General features: G+C 58.5%; 21 protein-coding genes and 1 tRNA gene. 13 read left to right on the top strand and 9 right to left on the bottom strand.

What is annotated here, in order from left to right; translation table 11 throughout:
* On the bottom strand, positions 1-1,104 hold a 1,104-nt coding region (locus CER19_RS27060; protein WP_133298369.1), incomplete at its 3' end, for a ShlB/FhaC/HecB family hemolysin secretion/activation protein.
* Between the two features lie 534 nt (positions 1,105-1,638).
* Here CER19_RS27060 and CER19_RS27055 point away from each other — a divergent pair.
* Positions 1,639-1,974: a YegP family protein gene (locus CER19_RS27055; RefSeq protein ID WP_116668619.1), complete on the top strand. Its 336-nt coding sequence runs from the start codon at positions 1,639-1,641 to the stop codon at positions 1,972-1,974.
* 192 nt (positions 1,975-2,166) lie between these two features.
* On the opposite strand, the gene CER19_RS27050 is transcribed toward CER19_RS27055, so the two are convergent.
* The 4 genes from CER19_RS27050 to CER19_RS27035 are packed head-to-tail and all read right to left on the bottom strand — an operon-like array spanning position 2,167 to position 6,947.
* Entirely contained in the window at positions 2,167-3,894 is a 1,728-nt protein-coding gene (locus tag CER19_RS27050; protein WP_116668618.1) for an FAD/NAD(P)-binding protein, read from the bottom strand.
* 56 nt (positions 3,895-3,950) lie between these two features.
* Complete coding sequence (locus CER19_RS27045; protein WP_116668617.1) at positions 3,951-5,612, bottom strand: acyl CoA:acetate/3-ketoacid CoA transferase; 1,662 nt, start codon at positions 5,610-5,612, stop codon at positions 3,951-3,953.
* Positions 5,609-5,992, bottom strand: a complete 384-nt coding sequence (locus CER19_RS27040; protein WP_056782652.1) for a cupin domain-containing protein — start codon at positions 5,990-5,992, stop codon at positions 5,609-5,611. The genes CER19_RS27045 and CER19_RS27040 overlap by 4 nt, the downstream gene beginning before the upstream one ends.
* A gap of 58 nt (positions 5,993-6,050) precedes the next feature.
* Positions 6,051-6,947, bottom strand: a complete 897-nt coding sequence (locus CER19_RS27035; RefSeq protein ID WP_116668616.1) for a DMT family transporter — start codon at positions 6,945-6,947, stop codon at positions 6,051-6,053.
* A 101-nt stretch (positions 6,948-7,048) separates the two neighbouring features.
* Here CER19_RS27035 and CER19_RS27030 point away from each other — a divergent pair, with 101 nt between their 5' ends.
* Positions 7,049-7,987 (top strand): LysR family transcriptional regulator, encoded by a 939-nt coding sequence (locus CER19_RS27030; RefSeq protein ID WP_116668615.1) that lies wholly within the window; start codon positions 7,049-7,051, stop codon positions 7,985-7,987.
* Positions 7,988-8,150: 163 nt separating this feature from the next.
* Positions 8,151-8,822, top strand: coding sequence for a hypothetical protein (locus CER19_RS27025; RefSeq protein ID WP_116668614.1), 672 nt, complete (start codon positions 8,151-8,153; stop codon positions 8,820-8,822).
* Positions 8,823-8,858: 36 nt separating this feature from the next.
* Here CER19_RS27025 and CER19_RS27020 read toward each other — a convergent pair whose 3' ends face one another.
* Together CER19_RS27020 and CER19_RS27015 are read right to left on the bottom strand one after the other, a co-directional pair.
* Positions 8,859-10,466: a glycosyltransferase family 39 protein gene (locus CER19_RS27020; RefSeq protein WP_116668613.1), complete on the bottom strand. Its 1,608-nt coding sequence runs from the start codon at positions 10,464-10,466 to the stop codon at positions 8,859-8,861.
* An 87-nt stretch (positions 10,467-10,553) separates the two neighbouring features.
* The gene (locus tag CER19_RS27015) at positions 10,554-11,519 is read right to left on the bottom strand and encodes an arsenic resistance protein (protein ID WP_116668612.1); all 966 of its coding nucleotides are present in this window, start codon (positions 11,517-11,519) and stop codon (positions 10,554-10,556) included.
* A 158-nt stretch (positions 11,520-11,677) separates the two neighbouring features.
* On the opposite strand from CER19_RS27015, the gene CER19_RS27010 reads away from it, so the two are divergent.
* Positions 11,678-12,091 carry a hypothetical protein gene (locus tag CER19_RS27010; RefSeq protein WP_014716505.1) on the top strand — a complete coding sequence of 138 codons (414 nt, stop codon included), beginning with the start codon at positions 11,678-11,680 and terminating at the stop codon, positions 12,089-12,091.
* 120 nt (positions 12,092-12,211) lie between these two features.
* Here CER19_RS27010 and gabP read toward each other — a convergent pair whose 3' ends face one another.
* Positions 12,212-13,603: a GABA permease gene (gabP, locus tag CER19_RS27005; RefSeq protein ID WP_116668611.1), complete on the bottom strand. Its 1,392-nt coding sequence runs from the start codon at positions 13,601-13,603 to the stop codon at positions 12,212-12,214.
* An 82-nt stretch (positions 13,604-13,685) separates the two neighbouring features.
* On the bottom strand, positions 13,686-14,081 hold the full coding sequence (locus CER19_RS28680; protein ID WP_133298368.1) for a hypothetical protein: 396 nt from the start codon (positions 14,079-14,081) through the stop codon (positions 13,686-13,688).
* Between the two features lie 77 nt (positions 14,082-14,158).
* Here CER19_RS28680 and CER19_RS27000 point away from each other — a divergent pair, with 77 nt between their 5' ends.
* The 9 genes from CER19_RS27000 to CER19_RS26960 all read left to right on the top strand — a co-directional run bounded on the left by CER19_RS27000 (position 14,159) and on the right by CER19_RS26960 (position 22,638).
* Positions 14,159-14,932, top strand: a complete 774-nt coding sequence (locus tag CER19_RS27000; protein ID WP_003187760.1) for an ABC transporter ATP-binding protein — start codon at positions 14,159-14,161, stop codon at positions 14,930-14,932.
* Positions 14,933-14,945: 13 nt separating this feature from the next.
* Positions 14,946-15,698, top strand: coding sequence for an ABC transporter substrate-binding protein (locus CER19_RS26995; RefSeq protein WP_014716503.1), 753 nt, complete (start codon positions 14,946-14,948; stop codon positions 15,696-15,698).
* Between the two features lie 75 nt (positions 15,699-15,773).
* Complete coding sequence (locus tag CER19_RS26990) at positions 15,774-16,469, top strand: ABC transporter permease (RefSeq protein WP_116668610.1); 696 nt, start codon at positions 15,774-15,776, stop codon at positions 16,467-16,469.
* Between the two features lie 38 nt (positions 16,470-16,507).
* Positions 16,508-17,197: an ABC transporter permease gene (locus CER19_RS26985; RefSeq protein WP_032803763.1), complete on the top strand. Its 690-nt coding sequence runs from the start codon at positions 16,508-16,510 to the stop codon at positions 17,195-17,197.
* On the top strand, positions 17,178-18,365 hold the full coding sequence (locus tag CER19_RS26980; RefSeq protein WP_116668609.1) for a methyltransferase: 1,188 nt from the start codon (positions 17,178-17,180) through the stop codon (positions 18,363-18,365). The genes CER19_RS26985 and CER19_RS26980 overlap by 20 nt, the downstream gene beginning before the upstream one ends.
* A 448-nt stretch (positions 18,366-18,813) precedes the next feature.
* Positions 18,814-18,889, top strand: a tRNA-Thr gene (locus CER19_RS26975).
* Between the two features lie 411 nt (positions 18,890-19,300).
* Complete coding sequence (locus tag CER19_RS26970; RefSeq protein WP_116668608.1) at positions 19,301-20,644, top strand: CHASE2 domain-containing protein; 1,344 nt, start codon at positions 19,301-19,303, stop codon at positions 20,642-20,644.
* Between the two features lie 37 nt (positions 20,645-20,681).
* Positions 20,682-21,047, top strand: coding sequence for a hypothetical protein (locus tag CER19_RS26965; protein WP_014716500.1), 366 nt, complete (start codon positions 20,682-20,684; stop codon positions 21,045-21,047).
* Between the two features lie 13 nt (positions 21,048-21,060).
* Positions 21,061-22,638: a M48 family metallopeptidase gene (locus tag CER19_RS26960; RefSeq protein WP_116668607.1), complete on the top strand. Its 1,578-nt coding sequence runs from the start codon at positions 21,061-21,063 to the stop codon at positions 22,636-22,638.
* Positions 22,639-22,674 lie beyond the last annotated feature (36 nt).

Below are 22,674 nucleotides of genomic sequence, written 5' to 3'. Positions count from 1 at the left end.
CTCGCTGAGCCGATTGCTGCTGACGGCCAAGCGGCTGTCTTCGATGTAATTGTTGGTACGCAGGTGGGACAGGCCGACGTTGAGCGAGGTTTTGCTCACGGCATCACGGTGGATCACCCGCTCAGCGCGCAACTGATGGTTTTCACTGTCGCCGGTTTGCTTGAAGTCAAAACCATCGCCCTGGACCACCGAACGGTAGTCGCTCTGGTTGTAGCTGTAGCTGAAGTTCCACCAGCCCCAGGGCACGTTGTAATACAGCATCGCGTTCCTGGAGGTTTTCTGGTGATCGCTGACGGCGTCGTGGCCGCCGCGCAGAATCAGCTGATCGGCCAGGCCCAGCGGGCTGTCCCATTCAAAGCCGGTGCCCCACTGCTGTTCGCCGGTGCTTTTCTGGCCATCGTTGTTACGCGACAGGCTGGCACGCCATGGCTTTTGCGGGTTGTTTTTGACCAATACCGCGCTGCCGCCCACGGCCTCGCCCGGGGTCAGCTCCATTTGGGCTTGATTTGACGGCAAGCGGTTAAGTTGATCGACAGCCTGTTCGATTTCTCGCAGGTTCAATATCTCGCCGCTTTTGCCGGGAAAGGCCATGGCCAGTTCGCGGTCCGACAGTTTGCTGTTGTCGGCGCCCTTCAGGCCTTCAAGCTTGCCCTCCACTACCAGGACTTGCAGATGCCCCTTGGACATGTCCTGCTGCGGCAAGTAGGCGCGGCTGGTGACCAGGCCTTTGTCGATGTAGAAGTCGGTGAGGTCTTTGAGCAGGGCGTTGAGTTGTGAAACGCCCAGGCATTGATCGGCGTAGGGTTTCAGCAAGTGCTCGCGGCCGGCTGCGGACAGGCTGTCGGCCCCGCTGAGCGCAATGTCTTTGATGGGAAAACAACGGGTGTCCACCGGCGCGGTGGAAGCGGCGGACTTTGCCTCTTTGCCGGGCAGTTCCTTAAGTTCGTCAAGACGTCGCCGCTGCTCTTCAAGCAGGCGGTTTTGCCGATCTCGAATCAGGTCTTGATCGCCGGGATTAGTTGCAGAGAAGGCGCTGTTTTGCACAGTACAACACAGCAAAATAAGACACAGCGAAAGCCTGGTCCGTGGCACGGGCAAGTACATGTTCGATCCATCGAGAGGAGATGGCGGCAAACTAACATCAGCCTTCTAAAAAGCCAATGTTTTGGCCCTAACGTTAAAAACAAACAAAAATAAAAACAAATCATTGATATATATGGCTTTTTTAAAAAATACCATTGATTAAAAAATCAAAAACCCGATGAATGGCCCGTGAGAAATTTGAACTTTTGTGAACTTCAAAAAAACAATCAGAAAATCCCTAAATCCAACTACAGTTACTCGAGCCTCCATCACAATAGTTCAGAATTGCAACGCAGCCTTTCCCTTCACCATTTGCTAGGTTTGGGGGGCTAAAAAATATCAGAACGCTTCCACGAATAAGAGATAACGCCACAAATGTGGGTGCCTACGATCCTGCTCTTCAGGAGCACGGTTTCTCTTTCCTGACCACGGCGAGTTGGCGCCCCAGATATCGCCCCTGAATGCCTGCACAAGGGATTCATGGCTTTATGGAAGGCCCCCCTGCATCGCTTAGCTAGAACAGTAATTTCGGAAACTAAATTAAGGAGTCACTCCATGGCAGGTTGGTACGAGTTAAGCAAAAGCAGTGACGAACAATTTCGCTTTGTTCTCAAGGCAGGTAACGCTGAAATCATTTTGACCAGTGAGCGATATACCACTCGCAGCGCAGCCGAAAAAGGCATTGCTTCCGTACAGGAAAATAGCCCCCTTGACGCACGTTATGCCAAGGAAGTGGCTAAGGACGGCAAGCCTTATTTCAACCTCAAGGCAGCGAACCATCAGATCATTGGCAACAGCCAGCGCTACTCGTCTGAAGCGGCGCGCAATGCGGGCATTGAAAGCGTGAAGACCAACGGCCCAAGCACCACTATTAAAGATCAAACCGTTTGATTGTTTGTGGTGTGAACTAAAACCCGACAGGCTTGCTGTTGGGCTTATCGAGAAGCCCTGCAGGTTTACGCTTGCAGGGTTTTTCTCGTTTTTCGGGAGGGTTTTTTATTGCCTTCGATTCAACCGGCTTCAGGTCCCGCAGCCGAAACGATCTGCGCGGGCCTGATTTAAATGGCCAGGCTCAGAACGCCCTCAGACCAACTGAGTCGTCGGCGACACCAGCTCCCCTCGCACGGGTACCCCAAGCACGCTTGCGTTCCCCTGAGCAGCTTTCAGGCCGTAGCGCCTACTGTGCCTGGTGCTCGCCGAAGCGGAGGCCGTGCGACCTCTTCGAGTGACAGAGCGACGACGAGGTACTCGCGCCGAAGGCAACGCCGTGTGAGAGATGCTGCCTGACAATACGCTGAGCGCATCTTCGACCTGACGCCGGGCCAACCTGACATTGACGTCCATCGCATTCGTCCAGAAGTACGTGCCGGTGGCCAGGCTGCCAAGTACCGAGACATGCGGCCAGGCCTCACCGGCTGCACCCACCAACCTTCCTGTCTCGAAGTCCAACTCAAAGCCGCCGAACTCATTGGGCTTGGCCAACTTGCGACGGAGCAGATTCACCACGAGCGGCACGTCAGAGTGTTCCACCTGAACGGAGTACCCGGTGGCGTTAATGACATATTCACTTTCGATGACGGTACGAAATGCACTGCGACGGTCGTCAATGCGCGTCTCAAAGACCTTTGAAGCCTCGTTGTAAGTGACCTGGCTGACGCCGCCGAGCACCAGTATGCGGTCAGCCTTCAGCAACGCCTGCAACTTGTGGGCGTTTTTGACCGGCACCGAGACGCGGTAAGAAGACCAAAGACTGCCGAATGTCGTCTGGAATACCTGCTTGTCGTCGCGAGACAGACGGTGCCATACGTAGTCGATAATGGAGTTGGTCGAGTAAATGACCGACTGCCACAGGCGCTCGGCATTGTCTGCCTGCATGATCTCAGACGTTATGTAGTCCAACACACCGGCGCCCGAATTCAAGATGCGCTTCAAGTCCAAGGCGTCACCGGTAACCTCCTCGATCTCACGCAGCAACATCGTAAAAACGTCATGCAGCTTGAGCTGACCACCATTTACATCACAGAAGTTATCGATGTGGGCTCGGGTCAGATGAGTCAGCGTATGAGGCCGATTAAAGGTGCCGCGCACACTGGGCAGGCGGCCGGTGCGCGATGCCATGACAATCTTCCCCTGGTGCCCGGCTTCCGTCAGTGAGAGCACCGTGTCAATGGCCGACAGCCCGGTCCCTAGCACACACACCGATGCGTTGGCCGGTATGTTGCGTACCATGTCCCGTGTCGGGTATGGGGTGCGCACGAAGCCAGCCACATCATTGAGCTGAGTAAACCGCGTGGATGGCAGGTTTCCCATGCTGAGCACAACCCGATCCGCCACGTAAGCCACGCCGCTCTCGGTATCAATACAAGGGCGCTGGTCGGACAGCGATATCAGGTCTGTGACCGTTGAAGTCACTGCCGTGACTTTAACGCCATGGGCGCGGGCCAAGGCCATCGTCTGCTCATACTGATGCGCCAGGTATCTGCCGAACAGGCTGCGTGGCAGGAAGGCGTGATCGTCGATGACTGTTTGCGGAAAATCGACCGCCTGATCAGCGCCATGCTCTTCCAGCCAGCGGATAAAGTGCCGCTTATCGCCTGCCACCGCAGACATAGCGTCGGCTCGCGTATTGAGCAAGTTGCACTCGAAGTCGGCTTGATACGCATAACCGGGCCCAGACGTTTTCTGTGACTCAAAGATCAGCACATCCAAATGACGGCTAAGTCCCTGACGAACAGCTTCATTAATGAGTTGCGTAAAATACGCGACGCCGACAGAACCACCGCCCACTATGGCAATTGTTATTTTTTTCATGGTGTTTTCCAAAACGCGTAGTGCGAAGAATGAAGAGCCATCAATGAAATGATGAGTTAGTCACGCGAACGCCAGTACTTGTCCGTTACAGAGAGCGGCTGATGGAGAAAAATCGACGCGGGCATCAACTCCACGTGGTCAGCCACGATGATATCGGCCGTACTGCGAGCCAGAATATCGCGCTCAATGTCGATACCCGGCGCAACTTCCTTGAGTATCAAGCGGCCGTCCTTCAAAACGAGCACAGCCCGTTCGGTGATGAAGAGAATCGGGCAGTTGCGCGAGTGGGCATGTGCGGCATTGAAGCTCATGTGCTCAACGGCCTGGATAAACTTGGTGATATCCCCTTCACGCTCAATGCTTAACTGCCCGGATTCAAACCCCAGTTCCAGACCACCGGCCGTGAAGGTTCCACAAAACACTACGCGCTTGGCGCTTTGCGAAATGTTGATAAAACCACCGACACCGTTGAGCCGCCCGCCGAATCGACTGATGTTGACGTTGCCACGGCTGTCGGCCTGACCAAACCCGAGGAATGCCAGATCGATTCCGCCACCGTCGTAGAAGTCGAACTGGCTGGCTTGATCAAGGATCGCTTGAGGGTTGCTCGAAGCGCCGAATGCCAGCCCGCGCGCGGGCGTCCCGCCGATAACCCCTGACTCGACAGTAAGCACATGGGCGGAGCAGCGCTCCTCGCTCGCGACCCTTGCAATGTACTCCGGGGTGCCAATACCCAGGTTAACGATCGGCGCGTTGTACCGGGCTATTTCATACAAGGCTCGGCGCGCGACGATTTTTTTGGCACACAGCGGTAACGGCGTGACGGCGGTATCAGAGCGTGACCGCCCGGTATAGGGGTTGTTTCTGACCTCACCGTAGGTTTGCCAATGCGTGTCTGGGGTGGATAAAACCAGATAATCCACAAAGATCCCCGGAATACGGATGGTCTGAGGGTCAAGCGAATTGCGGTCGACCAACTCCATCACTTGCACGATGACGATACCGCCGCAATTGTGAACGGCCTGCGCCTGGGCGAGGCTGTCCTGAAAGTTGGCTTCGTCCTCCATGCTGATATTGCCGTCGACATCCGCCCGACTTCCGCGCAAAAAGGCAACATTGATGGGCATCGCCGGATAAAAAAGCTCCTCACGGCCACTGATATTTACCACTGAGATCAGATCCTCAGTCGTAGCCGGGCCGACTTTTCCCCCCTCCTGCCTGGGGTCGATGAAGGTGTGCAAGCCGATCCCTGAGAGCACCCCACTTTTGCCCCCGGCGATTGAGCGGAACAAGTGGCTTATCACGCCCTGAGGCCAGTTGTGCGCTTCGATTTCACCACGCAGTGCCATCTGGCCTATCGACGGCGCAAGCGCCCAGTAGCCTCCGATCACCTTTTTCAGCAGGCCTTTGACAGCCAATTGATTGAGCCCACGGCTGGCCTTGTCACCCTGCCCGGCCGCAAAAACCAGGGTCAGGTCAGATGGCTGTGCGGTAGCGGCAAAGCGCGCCGCCAGTGCTTCGGTGAGCAAGTCAGGGTGCCCGCAACTGCCAAACCCCCCAGTGGTGATCGTGCAATTATCGGGTACCAGGGCGGCCGCCTGGATGGCGGTGATGACGCGCTTTGGCTCCATCACGTAATCACTGCCGAACGAGGCCGCTGCGAGCGTCGCCTCCGGGGCAGCCTGGACGCTGAAGCCGCTATTGAGGGCGCCCATCATGGCTGCGCCTGCGCCAGGGAAACGGTCTGCACGGGCTTTTCCCACACCACCAGGAAGGTGCAGCCTTCATCGCTCCACAGCGCATGCTCACTGTCAGGCGGGCAGACTTCAAGCGTGCCTGCTGGGTGTGCACCGGCATCGTTATGCAGCACGCCATCGAGCACGAAAATCAGTTCGTAGCCAGGATGAAGGTGGCGCTGGGTACGAGCACCAGGCTGATAACGCACCAGGGCCGCTGATGGACCATCCACCTCGGGCCCCTGGTACAAATGCACGATATCGGTTTTGGTTCGGCCATTGGCGGTATAGGGCACCCACGGCAAGGCTTCTTTGCTGCGTACTGCGTTGAGTACATCTTTAAGGATTTGTCCGGTATGCATGATACTTCCTTGTTCGCTGGATAAAGAGGCGTTAGATAGGGATGGTTGAACGCTGAGCTCATTTCTTGACATGGGTGCACGCATAAACAGCCAGTGCGGTAATCGCAAAACCCACTGCGTTAATTGCACTGAACGATTCACCGAGGAATACAAAGCCCATTAATGCTGTTACTGCGGGAATAAGATGGAACAGCCCTGCTACTTTGCTCGCCTCGCCTTTGCGCATGAGAATGTAGAGGATGCTGATAGCGCCAATAGAGTTGACCAGTGACAACCAACCGGACGCGAAGATCATCGTTGGGGTCCACTGAACCGCGAGGTTTTCAAAGTGGTCGGCGAGAAAGAACATCACGAAAGAGGCCGTGGCCAACTGAATAAAACCGCCCGTGCGCAAGTCCATGCCGGTGCAGTACTTCTTCTGATACAGGCTGCCGGCCGTGATACCAACCAGTGCCAGAACGACGCACAAGTAACCTGTCAGGCTGGCCGTTGCAGTTGCACCGAGCTGTTCATAGACCACCAGGGCGACACCGAACAATCCGCCAACCAAGCCGAGCCACTCAACACGACTGACCTTTTCGTTAAGAAACCGGGTGGCGCCCAACGCGGTAAACACCGGCATCGTGCCGACAATCAGCGCGGCCACAGCAGCCGACACGCCCAGATCCAGCCCCATGTACAGGCCAGCAAACTGAAGCGCCTGGATCAAGATACCCACCACGACCAGATGGCCGAACTGAGCGCGGGTTTTCGGCCACGGTGCTTTAGTCGCAAGCGCCACGCCCAGCAGGATCAGCGCTGCACTGGCAAAGCGAATGAAGATCAGGGTGTAGGGCCCGACAAAGGGGAGTGCCACTTTGCCAACGACATAACCTGAACTCCACATGACGATGAAGAGCAAAGGCAGTAGAGTGGCGGGCAGGGCAATATTGAAACTTCTGGTCAGGGCTTTCATGAATCCTCCAAGGTTTAACCGCTAGAGAATTCAAAGTATTTAACCCGCCCGACGCGCACAATACGGCCAAAAAGAACAAGCCTGTGTCCTCTGGAGAAACAATGGAATCTTTCTCAGATAATATTTCGGATGTCTTTGTTTTCGTTAAAGTTGTCGAACTGAAAAGTTTCTCCAAAGCGGCCCGTTTCTTCGGTTCGACCACGTCAACCGTCAGTAAACAAATGCGCAGGCTTGAGGAAACGCTCGGTGCCAAGTTGTTAAATCGCACCACGCGAAGCCTCGCGCTCACAGAAGCTGGAGAACTTGCCTATCAGCACGGTGTTCGGATTACCGAGGAAACCAGCGCATTACTCAACTCTGTCGAAAGCTTGCAATCAGCACCCCGAGGGCACCTTCGGGTCACCACATCGGTTGCCTTTGGCAACCTCCACTTGAGCAACTTGGTTGGGCAATTCCTCAACGCCTACCCCGACATCAGCGTCACGCTCTCCTTGAGCGACCGCTATGTGGATATTGTCGAAGAGGGGTTCGATATTGCGATACGCCTGACCAGTACGCCCGTGGACAGTTTTATAGCGCGACGCTTGGCCAAACTCGATTACGTGTTATGTGCAACACCTGGCTATTTAAGCAGCCACTCCCCCATCACCACCCTCGGTGATTTGGCCGCACATAACTGCTTGATCAATGGCCTGGCGCGGGATGCATCCTGGCGTTTTCTTCGCGACGGGGAAGTGACCGAAGTCCGTGTATCAGGGCGTTTCTGCGTCAACAGCAGTGAGTCGGTGAGGCAGGCCGTGATGGAAGGTGTGGGCATAGGCTTGCTGCCCACGTTCTCCATCGCCGACGATTTGCGCAAGGGCAGCCTCAGCGTGATTTTGCCCAAGTACATTGCAGAGGGTACTTTCGGCGACAGCATTCATGCGATTTTCTTGCCGAGCAAATTTGCCGTGCCCAAGTTGCGGGTCTTTGTGGACTTCCTGATCGAGAAATTCGAAGACGGTGGTGGATGGTTGCCAGCCCCGCAGAAGGCTGAATAACCACGGGTGCCATGACGACCGAGACCGCTGCCCTGTATCCTTAGTGGCTTAGTGCCTGCGATTGGCAGAGGGAAGCCATCAGGCTTTTATCACCCCAGCAGGTTATTTTTCTCTGGGCTCAATCGTTCAGCCTTTACCCAAATCTCAGTTGTAAGGTTTTTTCATGACCCGCTTCTTGCTTTGCACCCTATTAATACTGACCGCCCTGCTCAGTGGGTGTGCCACGCAGTTGGACGTAGCAATCAACGCAACGCCTGATCCCGACTACCACTTTGACCGCCAGGCAACCGTGCTGGTGACCTCCACTGGCGGCAGCGATGAAAACTCACTCAATGCCCGCTACTACCTGCGCGACATGGTTCGCGCCATGCAGGACCAGGGCTTTCGCAATGTCTATACCGACACTACCCTGCCCAAGAACCATGCACCGATCAAAATGACCGTCACCCTGGATGTCGACAGCAAGCAGGTGACATATCGCTACACCGCCACCGAATACGGGCAAGTGGCAAACAGCACCACCACCCAGTGCAAGAAGAACAAGAAAAAGACCGACCAACTGACCTGCACCAGCACCCCAAACACTTCCTACGGCCCGGTAGGGACCTCGGAGCGCACCGGCTACACCACGCTCACCACCTTCCGGGTCACCGCTCGTGATGAAGTGAGCAGGCGTGCGGTCTACCTGCTACGGGCGTCGTCCTATAACGACGACTGCCAAGCCGCCAAGGTCGAAGCCTTCCTGGTACAGCAGGGTTTGCAGAACCTGAATTTCCAGGACCGCGTGCAGCGCAATTACACGGTCACGATGCCTGAAAGCTTCCGTTGCAAATAATCAGCTGCTCGGCAGGCCCTTGGCTCAAGGGCCTCCTTACCTGAGCAAAAACACCATCAGCGGGTTGTCATTCAAGCGCCCCTGATAGCTCGGCGCCAGGTGCTCCACCGGCGACCCCTTCAACAGCGCAGTCTCCTTGCGCGACACAATCACCCAGGCGGGCCGGGGCAGCGCCGCCAATTTCTCAAGCTCGTGACGCCCGACAAACAGCGGCTGTTCATCGTGATCCAGGTTCATCATGTAGCGCACCGCCCAGGTATCCCGGGCCAGGTCGACAAACACCAAAGGGCCCGGCTGCGCCTCACGCAACGCCTCCACCTGGCTGACAAACCGCCGGGTGTCGAATTGCAGGTCCTTGGCCGGCTCTATCACCGTCACCAGCAACAGCCATTGCGCCGCCAGGGCGATCAGACTGAGCCACACCAACCGCCATGCTCGCTGCCAGGCAATCAACGCGGCGGCTTGCAGCACCACCAACGCACCGATCATCAACGGCAAGGAAATCTCCGGCCAGTAGCCCTGCTTGTGCCAGGCGTATCGACACACAAACAACACAATCACGCACAACGTCGGCAGCGCCGCGACCAGCCATTCGTAGCCACGGCGCACGCCCACCAGCCAGCCTTGCGCATGGAGAAGCCCATAGGCGGCGACAGCCGCAAACATCGGCACCATCGGCAGAATGTAATAAGCGCGCTTGAAATGCGGTACCGACAGGCCAAGCAGAATCATCAAGCCGCAGCCCCCCAAGCGCACCAGCAATTGCAGGTGCTCATTGGCCCAACGCTCGGGCCAGCGATGGCGCAACGCAAACAGGCTCGCAAATGCCAGCGGTACCACCGGGAAGTAGCGGTACAAGCTCAGTTGGAAGTAAAAGTAAAACGGCTCACCCGACTCATCCAGACGCCCACCGACCTGCATCTTGAAGACTTCATCGGCAAACGCATCGCCACCACTGAACCGCGCAAGCTTCATCAGAAGCCACCAGCACGCGGCGAGCAACACCAAGCCGATAACGCCGTGGATCAACACCTGTCGGACACGCTCCCCCGGCTTGCCCAACGCCCAATACACACACACCACCGCGCAGACTTCAATCAACCCCAGCGGCCCACGTATCGCAAACCCGAGAATGAACAACGGGAACACCGCCAGTTGCCTCAGCCGCGACCCCAGGCGTTCGCCGGTGTGCAGCAGGTAGAAACTGCCCACGCATAACAATGCAACCATCTGGTCCAGGCACACCGACCGCGACTTTTCGAGCAGCTGGGCGGTGAGCAGCGTGAGCAACACCGTCAGCAGCGACCAGGCACGGCTGTAGGGTGCCAGCAGGCGATACATCAGCGCGATCACTCCCGCCGACGCGAGCGCCGTGGGCAGCACATTCGCCAAGTGGTTCGGCGCGTCGAACAAGCGGGCGAATAGATAACTGAAGAAGGTCGCGGTGCCTGGGTAATCCGCATAGGGCCGGCCGTAGGTGGTAGGGAAAAGACTCGCGCCATGGCGATACATTTCCTGCAGGAACAGCGCCCACCGCCCGTCAAAACCCTGGGGCTGCTGATCCCAGATGCCCACTGTGAACAACAAGAGAGCGACCAGGAAAATACCCAGTGACTCCAGGCGAAAACGGTTGTGTTGATCCATCGGGTGACCTGTCAGGTGGGAAGCGCTGGCGTATGGTGCCGAACGCGCCCCTGAATGGCGCCTGAACAGACCTGAACATTCACGCGGTTACCGACTGGTGGGCCACACCACTGCCGGGATCAGGCGAACGTAGAGCAATTCGGCAACCAGTTCGATCAGGGTCTGCAGGATCACCACCGTTGCGGCCAAGCCGCGCACGTCTTCCGGTAAGGCCAGCGCCAATGGCAAAACCACCAGCGAGTTACGGGTCGACGCACTGAACGTCACCGCCCGCGCCGTCGGCGCTGGCAGTTCGAAAAGCCGCGCAGCCACGATGCCCATCCACGGCGCCAGCAGCACAAAGGCCACGTAGACCGGAATGACAGGCAGCAACAAATTGAAATCCCGCACCACCGCAGTGATGTGCGAAGCGAGCACTACAAACAGCACCAACGCCATCGCCGGCACCGGCAACCACGCCCAAGCACTGTTCCAATGGCTGATGGCGCTCGACCGCCGCGCAAGAGCGCTGGTCACAACCGCCAGAAGCATCGGCACCACAATCAACCCCACGAACGCCTCGACAAACGGCCCCGCCGCCACCACCACGCTGGATTGCTCGCCCAACATCAGCCCCAGGTAGACCGGCAACAGCAGCAGTTGCAGCAACAGCAGCAGCGGGGTTGCCGCCAGCATCGACCGCGAGTCGCCCTTGCCGATATGGGTAAACACCACCACGTAATCGATACAGGGCGTCAGCAACACCAGCAGAGCGCCCACCAGCAACGCCGGGCGCTCCACCAGGCCACGGGTCAACCCCCACACCAGCAAAGGCACCAGGATGAAATTGGCCAAGAGCAAGGCCGCCATGAAGCGCTTGTTGCCCACGCCTTGGCGCAGCTCAAGAAAGGGGATCTGCAAAAACATCGCGTACATCAGCACGGCGATGGCAGGGGTCACCCAAAGGCTGAGGCCCTGCGCCGACAAGGGCCAGAGCAGGCCAAACGTGACGGCCGCAAAGACGGCAACGAAGTAGATCGGGACCTGATGGTGTTCCAGGGTGTCGCGGGTCATGGGCGGGCTCTGCTGGATCAATAGATTGTCAGCCTAAGTACCCACGCAGAGAAGGTCGAGCACTACAGCAATCATTGCCGCCCGAGAAACCCTTGGGATTTACCCCAACCTGCGCTTCAATACACCCTCTAGACCCAGACCCCAAGGACGTTGAGCCCATGGCCTCGCCAAACAAGCAGCAAAAACGCGCCCACCGGGCAAAAGCCAAGGCCAAGCAAAACCGCACCCAGCGCGCCGTGGCGCACAAGCCGGATGCTTTTGCTGGCGACGACAGCCGCATCGACCTTGAGTCGGTGGACTTGACTGAACTGTTCGTCGAAATGCGTACCGCCGGCGAGATCAGCCAGCAGGCGCTGTGTGCGGTGTTCCTGGCGCATCCGTTGCTGGCGTTGGTGCTGGAGCAGGAAGGCGAAGAGGAAGCGACCGACTTTATCCTGGCGGCGCTGATCGAGTATCGGCAGTGGGCGACGGATAGCGATGATGAAGCCGCCGCATTGGCGTGGATCGAGTCGCCGCAGTTCCAGGCCGATTACGTGGCGGCGTCCCAGGCGCTGGCCAACGCCCCCGACTGACACAAAATAAAAATGTGGGAGCGGGCTTGCCCGCGAATGCATTCTGACAGTCACTCAATTTATTGACTGGTCTAGCGCATTCGCGAGCAAGCCCGCTCCCACAGTTTGAATAGCGGCGTATCAGTTAAGTGCCGCAGCCCCCACTCTTTGAGCCTTGCGACGGCTCGCCACCACCAACCCCGCCAACACCACCAGCAAGCTCAGAACCCCGGTGGCAATGATCTCGACCCGATGCGCTTCCTGGAACAGCATGATGGTCAACGTACCGACGATAAACACCATCACCGCGTACGTCAGGCCTGGGAACAGCCACATCTTGAAGACGATCTTCTCACCCGCTGCCGTACGCTTCTGGCGCATGCGCAGTTGCGACACGGCAATCACCAGGTACACCAGCAACGCGATGGCGCCGGAGCTGGCCAGCAGGAATTCGAACACCGCCGCCGGGGCGACATAGTTGGCGAATACCGCCAGGAACGCAGCGCCGGTGGACAGCAACACCGCCCAGTAAGGTGTGCCGCTCTTGTTGGTACGCTTGGCCACGGCCGGTGCGTCACCGCGACGGCCCAGGGAGAACAGCATGCGCGACGCGGTGTACAGCGCTGAGTTGAGGCAACTGGTCACGGCAACCAGCACCACCAGGTCGACAATCAGCTTGGCGTTCGGAATGCCCATGCGTTCCAGCACAGTCTGGTAGGAACCTACGGCAGCCAGGGTCGGATCGTTCCAAGGCACCAGGGAGACCACGATGAAGATCGACAACAGGTAGAACAAACCAATCCGCCAGATCACCGAGTTGGTGGCCTTGGTGATTTGCTGGCCTGGGTTCTTCGATTCGGCTGCGGCGATGGTGACAATCTCGGTGCCCATGAACGAGAACATGGTAGTCAGGATCGCCGCCAATACCGCGCCCATGCCGTTGGGCATGAACCCTTGGGTATCGAACAGGTGCGAAACACCGCTGACCTGGCTGGTGGGCAAGAAGCCGAAGATCGCGGCCAGGCCGAGGATCACAAAGCCTACGATCGCCACAACCTTGATCAGCGCAAACCAGAACTCGAACTCGCCGTAGTTCTTCACGCTGAACAAGTTGGTTGCGGTGAGCAGCAAGGTAATGACCAGGGTGAACGCCCAGATCGCCACGTCGGGGAACCAGGCGTGCAGGATGGTTGCCGCCGCGTTGGCTTCCAGCGGAATCACCAGCACCCAGAACCACCAGTAGAGCCAGCCTATGGTGAAACCGGCCCAATGGCCGATTGCCCGGTCGGCATAGGTAGAGAACGAACCGGTATCCGGTGACGCAACGGCCATCTCGGCCAGCATGCGCATCACCAAGACCACCAGCGTACCGGCGGCCGCATAGGCCAACAGTACAGCCGGGCCGGCGGCAGCGATCGCATGGCCGGAGCCGACAAACAAACCGGCGCCGATGACCCCGGCAATCGACAGCATAGTGACGTGACGCGGTTTGAGCCCCTGTTCGAGGTCATTGGAGCTTTGCGTACTACTCATTGACACACCTTTGCGAGGAATTGCGAAAACGGTTCGCCCGGCCTGCAGCCTTTCTCGTGAAAAGAATCCAACAGGGCGTTCTTTATTTTTTACGCAAGATTTGCGCCAAAATGTAACAGAGCCGCAGTTGACGCGGGCTGTAGGACAATTCATCAGCACTCGCAAGTCTTTGAGAATCATGGCATTCCGCTATAGCGTTACCGTGCGACTCACCTTCCAGCCAATCCGGCGCACCAAAAACACACACAAAAAGTACGTGACGCCCCATAACCGGGCTGATATGGACCGTTTGCCCGGTTAACCCTTCCAACACCCGGCCAAAGCTGGCACCATCGCGCCCTTTTTTACGCGAAGCCTGTGGATCTTTCCGGGTCAAACGTCTGTAGGTTGTTGATGGCGCGACACACTGCTGCGCCGATGCGACACCCTGCCGCAGACCATCGGTTAACCGTCCGCAGCGCTGTTGGCTGTCATCCAAACGCTATGCTAGCTTGGCGCCTCGCCAGGAAGGCGGCCCAACAGCGAAGATCGCAACGAACACAATGAGGACCGCACATGGCCCAGGCCACGCCCGCGCTTGAAATCCGCAACTTGCATAAACGCTATGGTGAGCTTGAGGTACTCAAAGGTATCTCGCTGACCGCTCGCGACGGCGATGTGATCTCGATCCTGGGTTCCTCCGGTTCCGGCAAGTCCACCTTCCTGCGCTGCATCAACCTGCTGGAAAACCCGCACCAGGGCCAGATCCTGGTGGCCGGCGAAGAACTCAAGCTCAAGGCCGCGAAAAACGGCGAACTGATGGCCGCTGACGGCAAGCAGATCAACCGCCTGCGCAGCGAAATCGGGTTTGTGTTTCAAAACTTTAACCTGTGGCCGCACATGAGCATCCTCGACAACATCATCGAGGCTCCTCGGCGCGTACTCGGCCAAAGCAAGGCCGAAGCCATAGAAGTGGCCGAGGCCCTGCTGGCCAAGGTCGGTATCGCCGACAAGCGCCACGCCTACCCCGCGCAACTCTCTGGCGGCCAACAACAACGCGCGGCGATTGCGCGTACCTTGGCGATGCAGCCTAAAGTCATTCTGTTCGACGAGCCGACTTCTGCGCTTGACCCGGAAATGGTCCAGGAAGTACTTAATGTGATCCGCGCACTGGCCGAAGAAGGCCGCACCATGCTGCTGGTCACCCACGAAATGGGCTTCGCCCGTCAGGTATCCAGCGAAGTGGTGTTTTTGCACCAAGGCCTGGTCGAAGAGCAAGGATCGCCACAGCAGGTATTTGAAAACCCGCTTTCGGCGCGCTGCAAACAATTCATGTCCAGCAACCGCTAACGGAGCAACATGCATGCAGACCTATAAGAAATTCCTTCTGGCCGCGGCCGTCTCGATGGCGTTCAGCGCCACGGCCATGGCAGAAACCTTGAAGATGGGGATCGAAGCGGCTTACCCGCCCTTCAACAATAAAGACGCCAGCGGCAATGTCGTCGGCTTCGACAAGGACATCGGCGACGCCCTGTGCGCCAAGATGAAAGTCGAGAAGTGCGAAGTGTATGTGTCCGACTGGGACGGCATCATCCCGGCCCTGAACGCCAAGAAGTTCGACTTCCTGGTGTCCTCGCTGTCGATCACCGACGAACGCAAGCAGGCAGTGGACTTCACCGACCCGTACTACTCCAACAAGCTGCAGTTCATTGCGCCCAAAGCCACGGCAGACTTCAAGACCGACGCCACTTACCTGAAAGGCAAGGTGATCGGTGCACAGCGCGCAACGCTGGCCGGTACCTACCTGGAAGACAAGCTGCCGGACACCGAAGCCAAGCTCTACGACACCCAGGAAAACGCCTACCTCGACCTGACCTCCGGTCGCCTCGACGGCATCCTGGCTGACAAGTACGTGCAGTACGAATGGCTCAAGAGCAAAGACGGTTCGGCCTATGAGTTCAAAGGCGACCCGGTGGTAGAAAGCGACAAGATCGGTATCGCCGTGCGCAAGGGCGACCCATTGCGCGAGCGCCTGAACAAAGCCCTGGCAGAGATCAAGGCAGACGGCACCTACAAGAAGATCAACGACAAGTACTTCCCGTTCAGCATCGAATGATCTGAAACGGCCTGCCCGGCGCGCTCCTGTGAGCGCGTCGGCTTTTAGCAATGCCTGCCGCGATATGAAAACACCATGAATTTCGATCTCTACGGATTCGGCCCGGCCCTCGCCGCCGGCGCGCTGATGACCGTCAAACTGGCGCTCACGGCCCTGTGCCTGGGGTTGGTGCTCGGCCTTGCCGGCGCCTTGGCCAAGACTTCCCCGTACAAGCCGCTGCAATGGCTGGGCGGCGCTTATTCGACCATCGTGCGCGGTATTCCCGAGCTGCTGTGGGTGCTGCTGATTTACTTCGGCACCGTCAACCTGATGCGTGCGCTCGGTGAGTTCTTCGGCAACCCCGACCTGTCGCTGAGTGCCTTCGCCGCCGGCGTCATCGGCCTGGGCCTGTGCTTCGGCGCCTACGCAACGGAAGTGTTCCGCGGCGCGATCCTTGCGATTCCCAAGGGCCACCGCGAAGCCGGCGTGGCGTTGGGGCTGTCGAAGTTTCGGATTTTCACTCGGTTGATCATGCCGCAGATGTGGCGTATCGCTCTGCCTGGCCTGGGCAACCTGTTCATGATCCTGATGAAAGACACCGCACTGGTGTCGGTGATCGGCCTTGAAGAAATCATGCGCCACGCGCAGATCGGCGTGACGGTGACCAAGCAACCCTTCACCTTCTTCATGGTCGCCGCATTCATGTACCTGGGCCTGACCGTACTGGCGATGACCAGCATGCACTTCCTGGAAAAACGCGCCGCCCGCGGCTTTGCAAGGAGCACCCAATGAGCGGCGATTACAGCTGGCTATCGCACTTCGACCTGGGCCTGAACTGGGCCGTGATCATCAAGTGGCTGCCGAAGTTGGCCCAGGGCGCGACTTTGACCCTGGAGCTGGTGGCAATCGCCGTGATCGCCGGCCTGCTGCTGGCGATCCCACTGGGCATCGCCCGCTCTTCGCGCCGCTGGTACGTGAGCGCCCTGCCCTATGGCTACATTTTCTTCTTCCGTGGCACACCGCTGCTGGTGCAGTTGTTTTTGGTGTATTACGGCCTGGCGCAGTTCGATGCCGTGCGCAACAGCTTCATGTGGCCGTACCTGCGCGACCCGTTCTGGTGCGCCACCGCCACCATGACCCTGCACACCGCCGCCTATATCGCCGAGATCCTGCGCGGTGCGATCCAGGCCATCCCGCCGGGCGAGATCGAAGCAGCGCGGGCATTGGGCATGTCCAAACCGAAAACGCTGTTCTACATCATCCTGCCACGCGCCTCGCGCATCGGCCTGCCGGCCTACAGCAACGAAGTGATCCTGATGCTCAAGGCCAGCGCCCTGGCCAGCACCGTGACCCTGCTGGAACTGACCGGCATGGCGCGGACCATCATTGCCCGTACCTACCTGCCGGTCGAGATCTTCTTCGCCGCCGGGCTGTTCTACCTGCTGATGGCCTACGTGCTGGTGCGCGGTTTCAAACTGCTGGAAAAATGGCTGCGCGTCGATGCGTGCCAAGGACGTTGAGGCACGCTTCCAGGCACTGGATGCATTCCTGACCGAACACCAAGGGCTGTGGCGACCACGGCCCTTTACCCAGTTGCAGTTGCCTTGGGAAACCGAGCATCCCGAGTTATCCCTGTGGTTGCGCCGGCGTTCGTTGGCCGAAGCTGAAGCCAGCCACAACCAACCTCACCACCTGCCCGCGCCCGCACCTTTTCCACTGCTGGCCGCTCACGCACTGCACCTCAGCACTGTGGATAAGTTACCCACGCACCCCCTTGAGCCTGCTCGCCATCGTCTGAATGTCGACGTGCCCGGGCGCAAATGGCAACAGATCGAAGCCTTCGGCGCCGCGCTGACCTTTACCCAAACGCCTGCCCACTGGCTGGACTGGTGCGCCGGCAAAGGCCATCTAGGCCGCCGCCTGCTGCAACCTGGCCAACAGTTGACCTGCCTGGAATACGACCCCGCCCTGATCGCCTCCGGCCAAGCCTTGAGTGATCGTCACGGCCTGCCCGCAACCCATCATCTGCAAGACGTGATGGCGGATGTCGCGATCCAGCCCGAACACACACCGGTCGCCTTGCATGCCTGCGGCGATCTGCATGTGCGCCTGCTGCAGCTGGCCAGCGCCGCCGGCTGTAAACAACTGGCATTGGCGCCCTGCTGCTACAACCGCATCACCGCCGACCGTTATCAAGCCCTCTCCGCCGCCGGGCGCGCCTCACTGCTGCAACTGTCGATTGATGACCTGGGCCTGCCCCTGAGCGAAACCGTCACCGCCGGCAACCGTGTACGCCAACAACGGGACACCTCCATGGCCCGCCGCCTGGGTTTTGACCGACTACAGCGGCAACTGCGCGGCTGCGACGACTACCTGCCAACCCCCTCCCTGCCCGCCAACTGGCTGGATAAACCCTTTGCCGACTACTGCCAGGAACTGGCGAGCCTCAAGGGCTTATCCACAGGTGAACAGGATTGGACGACGCTGGAAGCCCACGGCTGGCAGCGCCTGGCCGAGGTGCGCAACCTGGAGTTGGTAAGAGGCTTGTTTCGACGCCCACTGGAACTGTGGTTGGTATTGGACCGGGCACTGTTCATGGTGGAACAGGGCTACACCGTCGAGGTCGGCAGCTTCTGCGAACCATCGTTGACCCCGCGCAACCTGATGGTGCTGGCCGAGCGCGAATAAAGGGCAAAAAATCCTACACGCGCCCTGTGGATAACTCTGTTGATGAATAGTTTACAGAGGCCGTAGATATCGGCACTTCACGCCAAAAGCCAACCTGGTCATTTTTTGTTCACAAAATAAAGTGCACACAAAACAGGCAGTTGCAGCGTGTTGAGAACTGCTGCACAAATTGGCTGTTTCGCGACAGCTGTTACCAACCGATTGTGCATAAGCATCTGGCGCTAGGCGCATAACGGGCACTTTGTGCGGGCTGTTTGGGCGCGTTCGGCAACGGGTAAAGCTCGTTGCTCATCAGGTGTAGAGCTGGGCCCCGAACTGCACGTCCTTTTCGACCGGTGAAAACACAGAGAAAACGCCCTAATCGCAAGAAACCTCCGACTTTGCAAAAATAGTCAGAATTCAGGGGTTTACAGAACCTTTCCAATCGCTATAATCGTCGCCCTAACACGCCGGTATAGCTCAGTTGGTAGAGCAACTGACTTGTAATCAGTAGGTCCCGGGTTCGACTCCTGGTGCCGGCACCATACAAAACAAAGCCTCCACAGAAATGTGGGGGCTTTGTTGTTTCCGCATGTCCACATCCTGTCCACACCTTGCCATCCTGCAGCGCAAGCCTCATCGCGGTGAGATCGACAAATCAACCGACTACACGGGTGGCAAATACAAAGACTGCCTTTTCGCACTCCTATTTCCAGGAGATGAGGGAGGTGATGATTGAATAGCCAGGAATGTTGAGCAATAGCGAAGTGATGTGGTGCCTGGGCTGACCGCCCGAAGCCCACGGAATAAAACCCTGGCCTGGACACGCCGAGTCTTTTTTACGAATGACGATCCATGCGCCCATAGCGATATGGCACTTAGCCACTTTTCCAATTGACACTCCCTCCCCACTCCGTTAAAAACCCCGCCTTGCTTGCGTTTTTATCGAGACATGGATGTTGTCCAACCCCCCACTGTTCAAATACCGCCGCTATTGGCTGGCGGTCATCATCGTGTTGCTGGCAATTCTTGATCCTTTCGGCCTGGCCAGTTCCAGCGACAAGGCGTCGGCGCAGTGGCTCAATCGTATGTTTGCCAGTCACTACCCGAGCCTTGGGCAGCAGCGTGTGGCGGTGGTGTTGATTGATGATGCCTACCTGATGCGCAACAACAGTTCGTGGCCCATGCCTTATGGTGAACAGAGCAAGTTGTTCAAGCGCTTGCTGGCGTACAAGCCCCAGGCGGTGTTTGTGGATTTGCTTTATAGCCACGACCACTCGTTGGGCGACCCGACGCGGGGCAGTCAGTTGCTGGCGAATGTGTTTGAGCGTTATCAACGCCAAGGCATCCCGCTGTGGCTGGCCAATACAGGGTTGACGCGAGCAGAGGCGGGCCAGGCGAATACGCTGGCGCCGTTTATGCGGGTGAGCCAGCCAGCCCTGGTAGTGTGGGAAGGGGTGGATGACAAATACCCACTGGCGATGCGCACACAGGCAGGGCTGATGGAAACTCCCGCCCTGTCGTTGTACCGGGTGTTCTGTGCCACGCAGCACTGCAAGCAGCCGCCGGTGGATGTGCAAACCGCTGCACAGCGCCAACCCATCGCCGTGCAATGGGGGCTGAAGCTGGCGCCCGAGCAGGCACGTATTGCCGATATCCGCCATTGCGCGCCGGCACGGCATTTTTTGCTGGACGGGGTGGCGCAGTTTTTCCAGGCGGTGTTCTGGAAACTCGATGACTCGGCCCAGGCGCGATGCCCTTATACGCTGACGTTGTCGGCCAGTGACCTGGAGGTCAGCGACCCCGACGCCCAGGCACTGATCGCCGAGTTACTGCGCGACCGCCTGGTGCTGGTGGGCGCCAATATCGCCTCCACCGGGGATCTGGTGGAGTCGCCGGTACATGGGCAACTCCCCGGCGTGTATTTGCACGCCATGGCCCTGGATAACCTGATCAATGGGGGCATGGGCTACGACCATGAACCGGCCAACTTCCCCCGCTTGCCCTTCAATTGGCTGGACCTGCTGGAGCTCGGGCTGCTGGCGTTGATCGCCGTGCTCAAGGCGCTGCACGCGCGTCGCCTGGCGGGCCATCGTCCCTGGAGCCGGTGGCGGCGCCAGGAAATCTGGTTTTTTACCTCGCCGTGCCCGTCGTGGCTGTTGGTGATGTCGATGTTGGCGGGGGTCAGTGTGTTGCTGAGCCTCAATGACATCACCCCGGTCAACGTGCTGGGCATTGTGTTGCTGTCGTTGGTGCTGTTCAGCGAGCGGATCGAAGCCTTCTTCGACCGCGATCGCTGAGTGCGCCGCTCTGCTATCTGACTCAAGGAAACCAAGGATGAACAGAAGCCTCATCGTCTTGCTCGCCGCCCTCTTCACCCAGGGCGCATGGGCAGAAACCCACAGTATCAAGGCGTTCCTCGCCGACCCGGTGACAGTGCTGGACGAGCAGGGCAAGCAACAACGTGAGCTGGCGAAAAAGGACGCGCCCACCCAGCCCCTGCCGGTGTTGCAGTACAACCAGGCACTGGACCTGGTGCAGGTAGAACTGGCAGGCCAGAAGGTCTGGCTGGACACCATGGACCTACGCATCGAGCCGCCGCTGAACGTCGTGGACCTGCCCTGCCAGGGCCTGACCAAAAGCCAGGCCAAGGATAGCCGCAACAACTCCACCATCGGTTTTGGTGCCGGCTGCAATCAATAAAAGGAGCGTTGCGGTGAAGGGATATCTAGTAGCAGCCGGCCTGTTGGCCAGTTCGGTGCTCAGTGGTTGCGCCACCTTGAAAGGTGCAGACCAAGCGTTCCTGAACCTGGTGGGCCCCTCGACCCAGTCCCGGGTTCAGGGCCATTACGTGGATAACAGCGACGTACGCCAGTATTACAAGCTCGACCCGCAGCGCCAGAGCCAGCAGCGTTTGAGCTACGACGGGCGCGCGGTACCGGCCGCTGAAGCGCGCCAGCAGAACCTGGTGGATATCCCCATGCTGCAAGGCTACTTGCAGGGCATTGTCACGCGCCTGTCCAAGGGCTGGCCGGGGGAGTTGCCGCCGCTGCAGGTGAAGATCACCGACAGCTATGGGTTCGGGCCGTCGGCAGACCCTTACGGCAACCTGTTCGTGCCGCTGGGCATGCTGGACAACGTCGCCAGTGAAGATGAAATCGCCGCGATGCTGGGCCATGAAATGAGCCACGTATTGCTGCATCACCATGACCGCATGGCCGCTTTCCAACAGCAAAAAGAGATGTTCACGACGGTGGCCTCCACCGTTGCCTTGGCAACCATGGCGGCCGACACCGGCGTGGACCGCAGCAGCGGAACCATGAAGTTGTTCAGCAAGGACCCGGCCGGCACCCAGAAGACCATCGGTAATACCGTGCTGTATACCGCACTGGCCAATACCTTTTCCGACCAGGTTTGGAGCACCGCCTGGGGCCGCAGCCAGGAAGACCAGGCCGACTTGCTGGGCACCGACTTGATGATCCGCGCCGGTTACGCACCGCGAGCCGCCACCCATAGCCTGGAGCGCCTCAACGACTTCCAGGGCAAGCAGAAGCCCTTGCTCGCAGGGTTCCTCACCGCGCGCAAGAATGCCATGCAGGATTCGCTGCAGCAGTTCAATCTCAACCAGTTCACCAAAGAACTGGACGTGTTGGTCAAGGACGGCTTGACCACCGGTATCACCGCAACCAGCCAGTACTTCAACCGCTCACACATGTCGGCCATGGACCGCGACACCGAGCTGCGCCAGTACTTGCAACGCGAATATCGCCAGGAACGCCGTGCCCGGGTCAACCCGCAAAGCTGGTCGAAAATGAAGAGCACGCCCCAGGTGGCGAAGGCTTTGCAGGGCTATAAAGACGCGTACTTCGCGATTGATGCCCTGGAGAAAAACAAGGTGCCGCAAGCTGACGCTTTCATCCGCAGGGCCCTGGCCTCGCCGGTAAAAGACCAGCCGAGCATTCGACGCACCGCCTATACCGTGCGCCTGGCCCAGGGCAAAAACAGCGAAGCGGTGAAAGAGTTGCAGGCGATCAAGGACTGGTCCCTGGCCGGGCCTTCCACCTATGACTTGATGATCAGCTACCACCTCAAACGCGGTGATGGGCAATCGGCGTTGGCGATGATTGACAAGGCGGAACGCAACCTGGGCTCGGAGGAACTGTTTATTACCGAGAAGCTGTTGGCCAACCAGCAACTGCAGAATGCGCAGCAGGTGCAAACGGTGTTGCGCAAGTGCGAGCAGTACCCGACACGCAAGGAAAACTGCAAGAAGCTCGCGCCAGTCAAGGCCTAGGTGGCAACCTCCAGGCATAAAAAAAACCCCGAACCA

The organism is Pseudomonas sp. GL93 (assembly GCF_003408955.1).
GTDB classification, from domain to species: domain Bacteria; phylum Pseudomonadota; class Gammaproteobacteria; order Pseudomonadales; family Pseudomonadaceae; genus Aquipseudomonas; species Aquipseudomonas paracarnis.
This window is presented reverse-complemented; position numbering and strand designations above follow the sequence as displayed.

Bases quoted from the DNA above. Each gene is read 5' to 3' on its own strand.
- CER19_RS27055 (WP_116668619.1), top strand. From the start codon at position 1,639: ATGGCAGGTTGGTACGAGTTAAGCAAAAGCAGTGACGAACAATTTCGC.
- CER19_RS27050 (WP_116668618.1), bottom strand. From the start codon at position 3,894: ATGAAAAAAATAACAATTGCCATAGTGGGCGGTGGTTCTGTCGGCGTC.
- CER19_RS27045 (WP_116668617.1), bottom strand. From the start codon at position 5,612: ATGATGGGCGCCCTCAATAGCGGCTTCAGCGTCCAGGCTGCCCCGGAG.
- CER19_RS27040 (WP_056782652.1), bottom strand. From the start codon at position 5,992: ATGCATACCGGACAAATCCTTAAAGATGTACTCAACGCAGTACGCAGC.
- CER19_RS27035 (WP_116668616.1), bottom strand. From the start codon at position 6,947: ATGAAAGCCCTGACCAGAAGTTTCAATATTGCCCTGCCCGCCACTCTA.
- CER19_RS27030 (WP_116668615.1), top strand. From the start codon at position 7,049: ATGGAATCTTTCTCAGATAATATTTCGGATGTCTTTGTTTTCGTTAAA.
- CER19_RS27025 (WP_116668614.1), top strand. From the start codon at position 8,151: ATGACCCGCTTCTTGCTTTGCACCCTATTAATACTGACCGCCCTGCTC.
- CER19_RS27020 (WP_116668613.1), bottom strand. From the start codon at position 10,466: ATGGATCAACACAACCGTTTTCGCCTGGAGTCACTGGGTATTTTCCTG.
- CER19_RS27015 (WP_116668612.1), bottom strand. From the start codon at position 11,519: ATGACCCGCGACACCCTGGAACACCATCAGGTCCCGATCTACTTCGTT.
- CER19_RS27010 (WP_014716505.1), top strand. From the start codon at position 11,678: ATGGCCTCGCCAAACAAGCAGCAAAAACGCGCCCACCGGGCAAAAGCC.
- gabP (WP_116668611.1), bottom strand. From the start codon at position 13,603: ATGAGTAGTACGCAAAGCTCCAATGACCTCGAACAGGGGCTCAAACCG.
- CER19_RS27000 (WP_003187760.1), top strand. From the start codon at position 14,159: ATGGCCCAGGCCACGCCCGCGCTTGAAATCCGCAACTTGCATAAACGC.
- CER19_RS26995 (WP_014716503.1), top strand. From the start codon at position 14,946: ATGCAGACCTATAAGAAATTCCTTCTGGCCGCGGCCGTCTCGATGGCG.
- CER19_RS26990 (WP_116668610.1), top strand. From the start codon at position 15,774: ATGAATTTCGATCTCTACGGATTCGGCCCGGCCCTCGCCGCCGGCGCG.
- CER19_RS26980 (WP_116668609.1), top strand. From the start codon at position 17,178: ATGCGTGCCAAGGACGTTGAGGCACGCTTCCAGGCACTGGATGCATTC.
- CER19_RS26970 (WP_116668608.1), top strand. From the start codon at position 19,301: ATGTTGTCCAACCCCCCACTGTTCAAATACCGCCGCTATTGGCTGGCG.
- CER19_RS26965 (WP_014716500.1), top strand. From the start codon at position 20,682: ATGAACAGAAGCCTCATCGTCTTGCTCGCCGCCCTCTTCACCCAGGGC.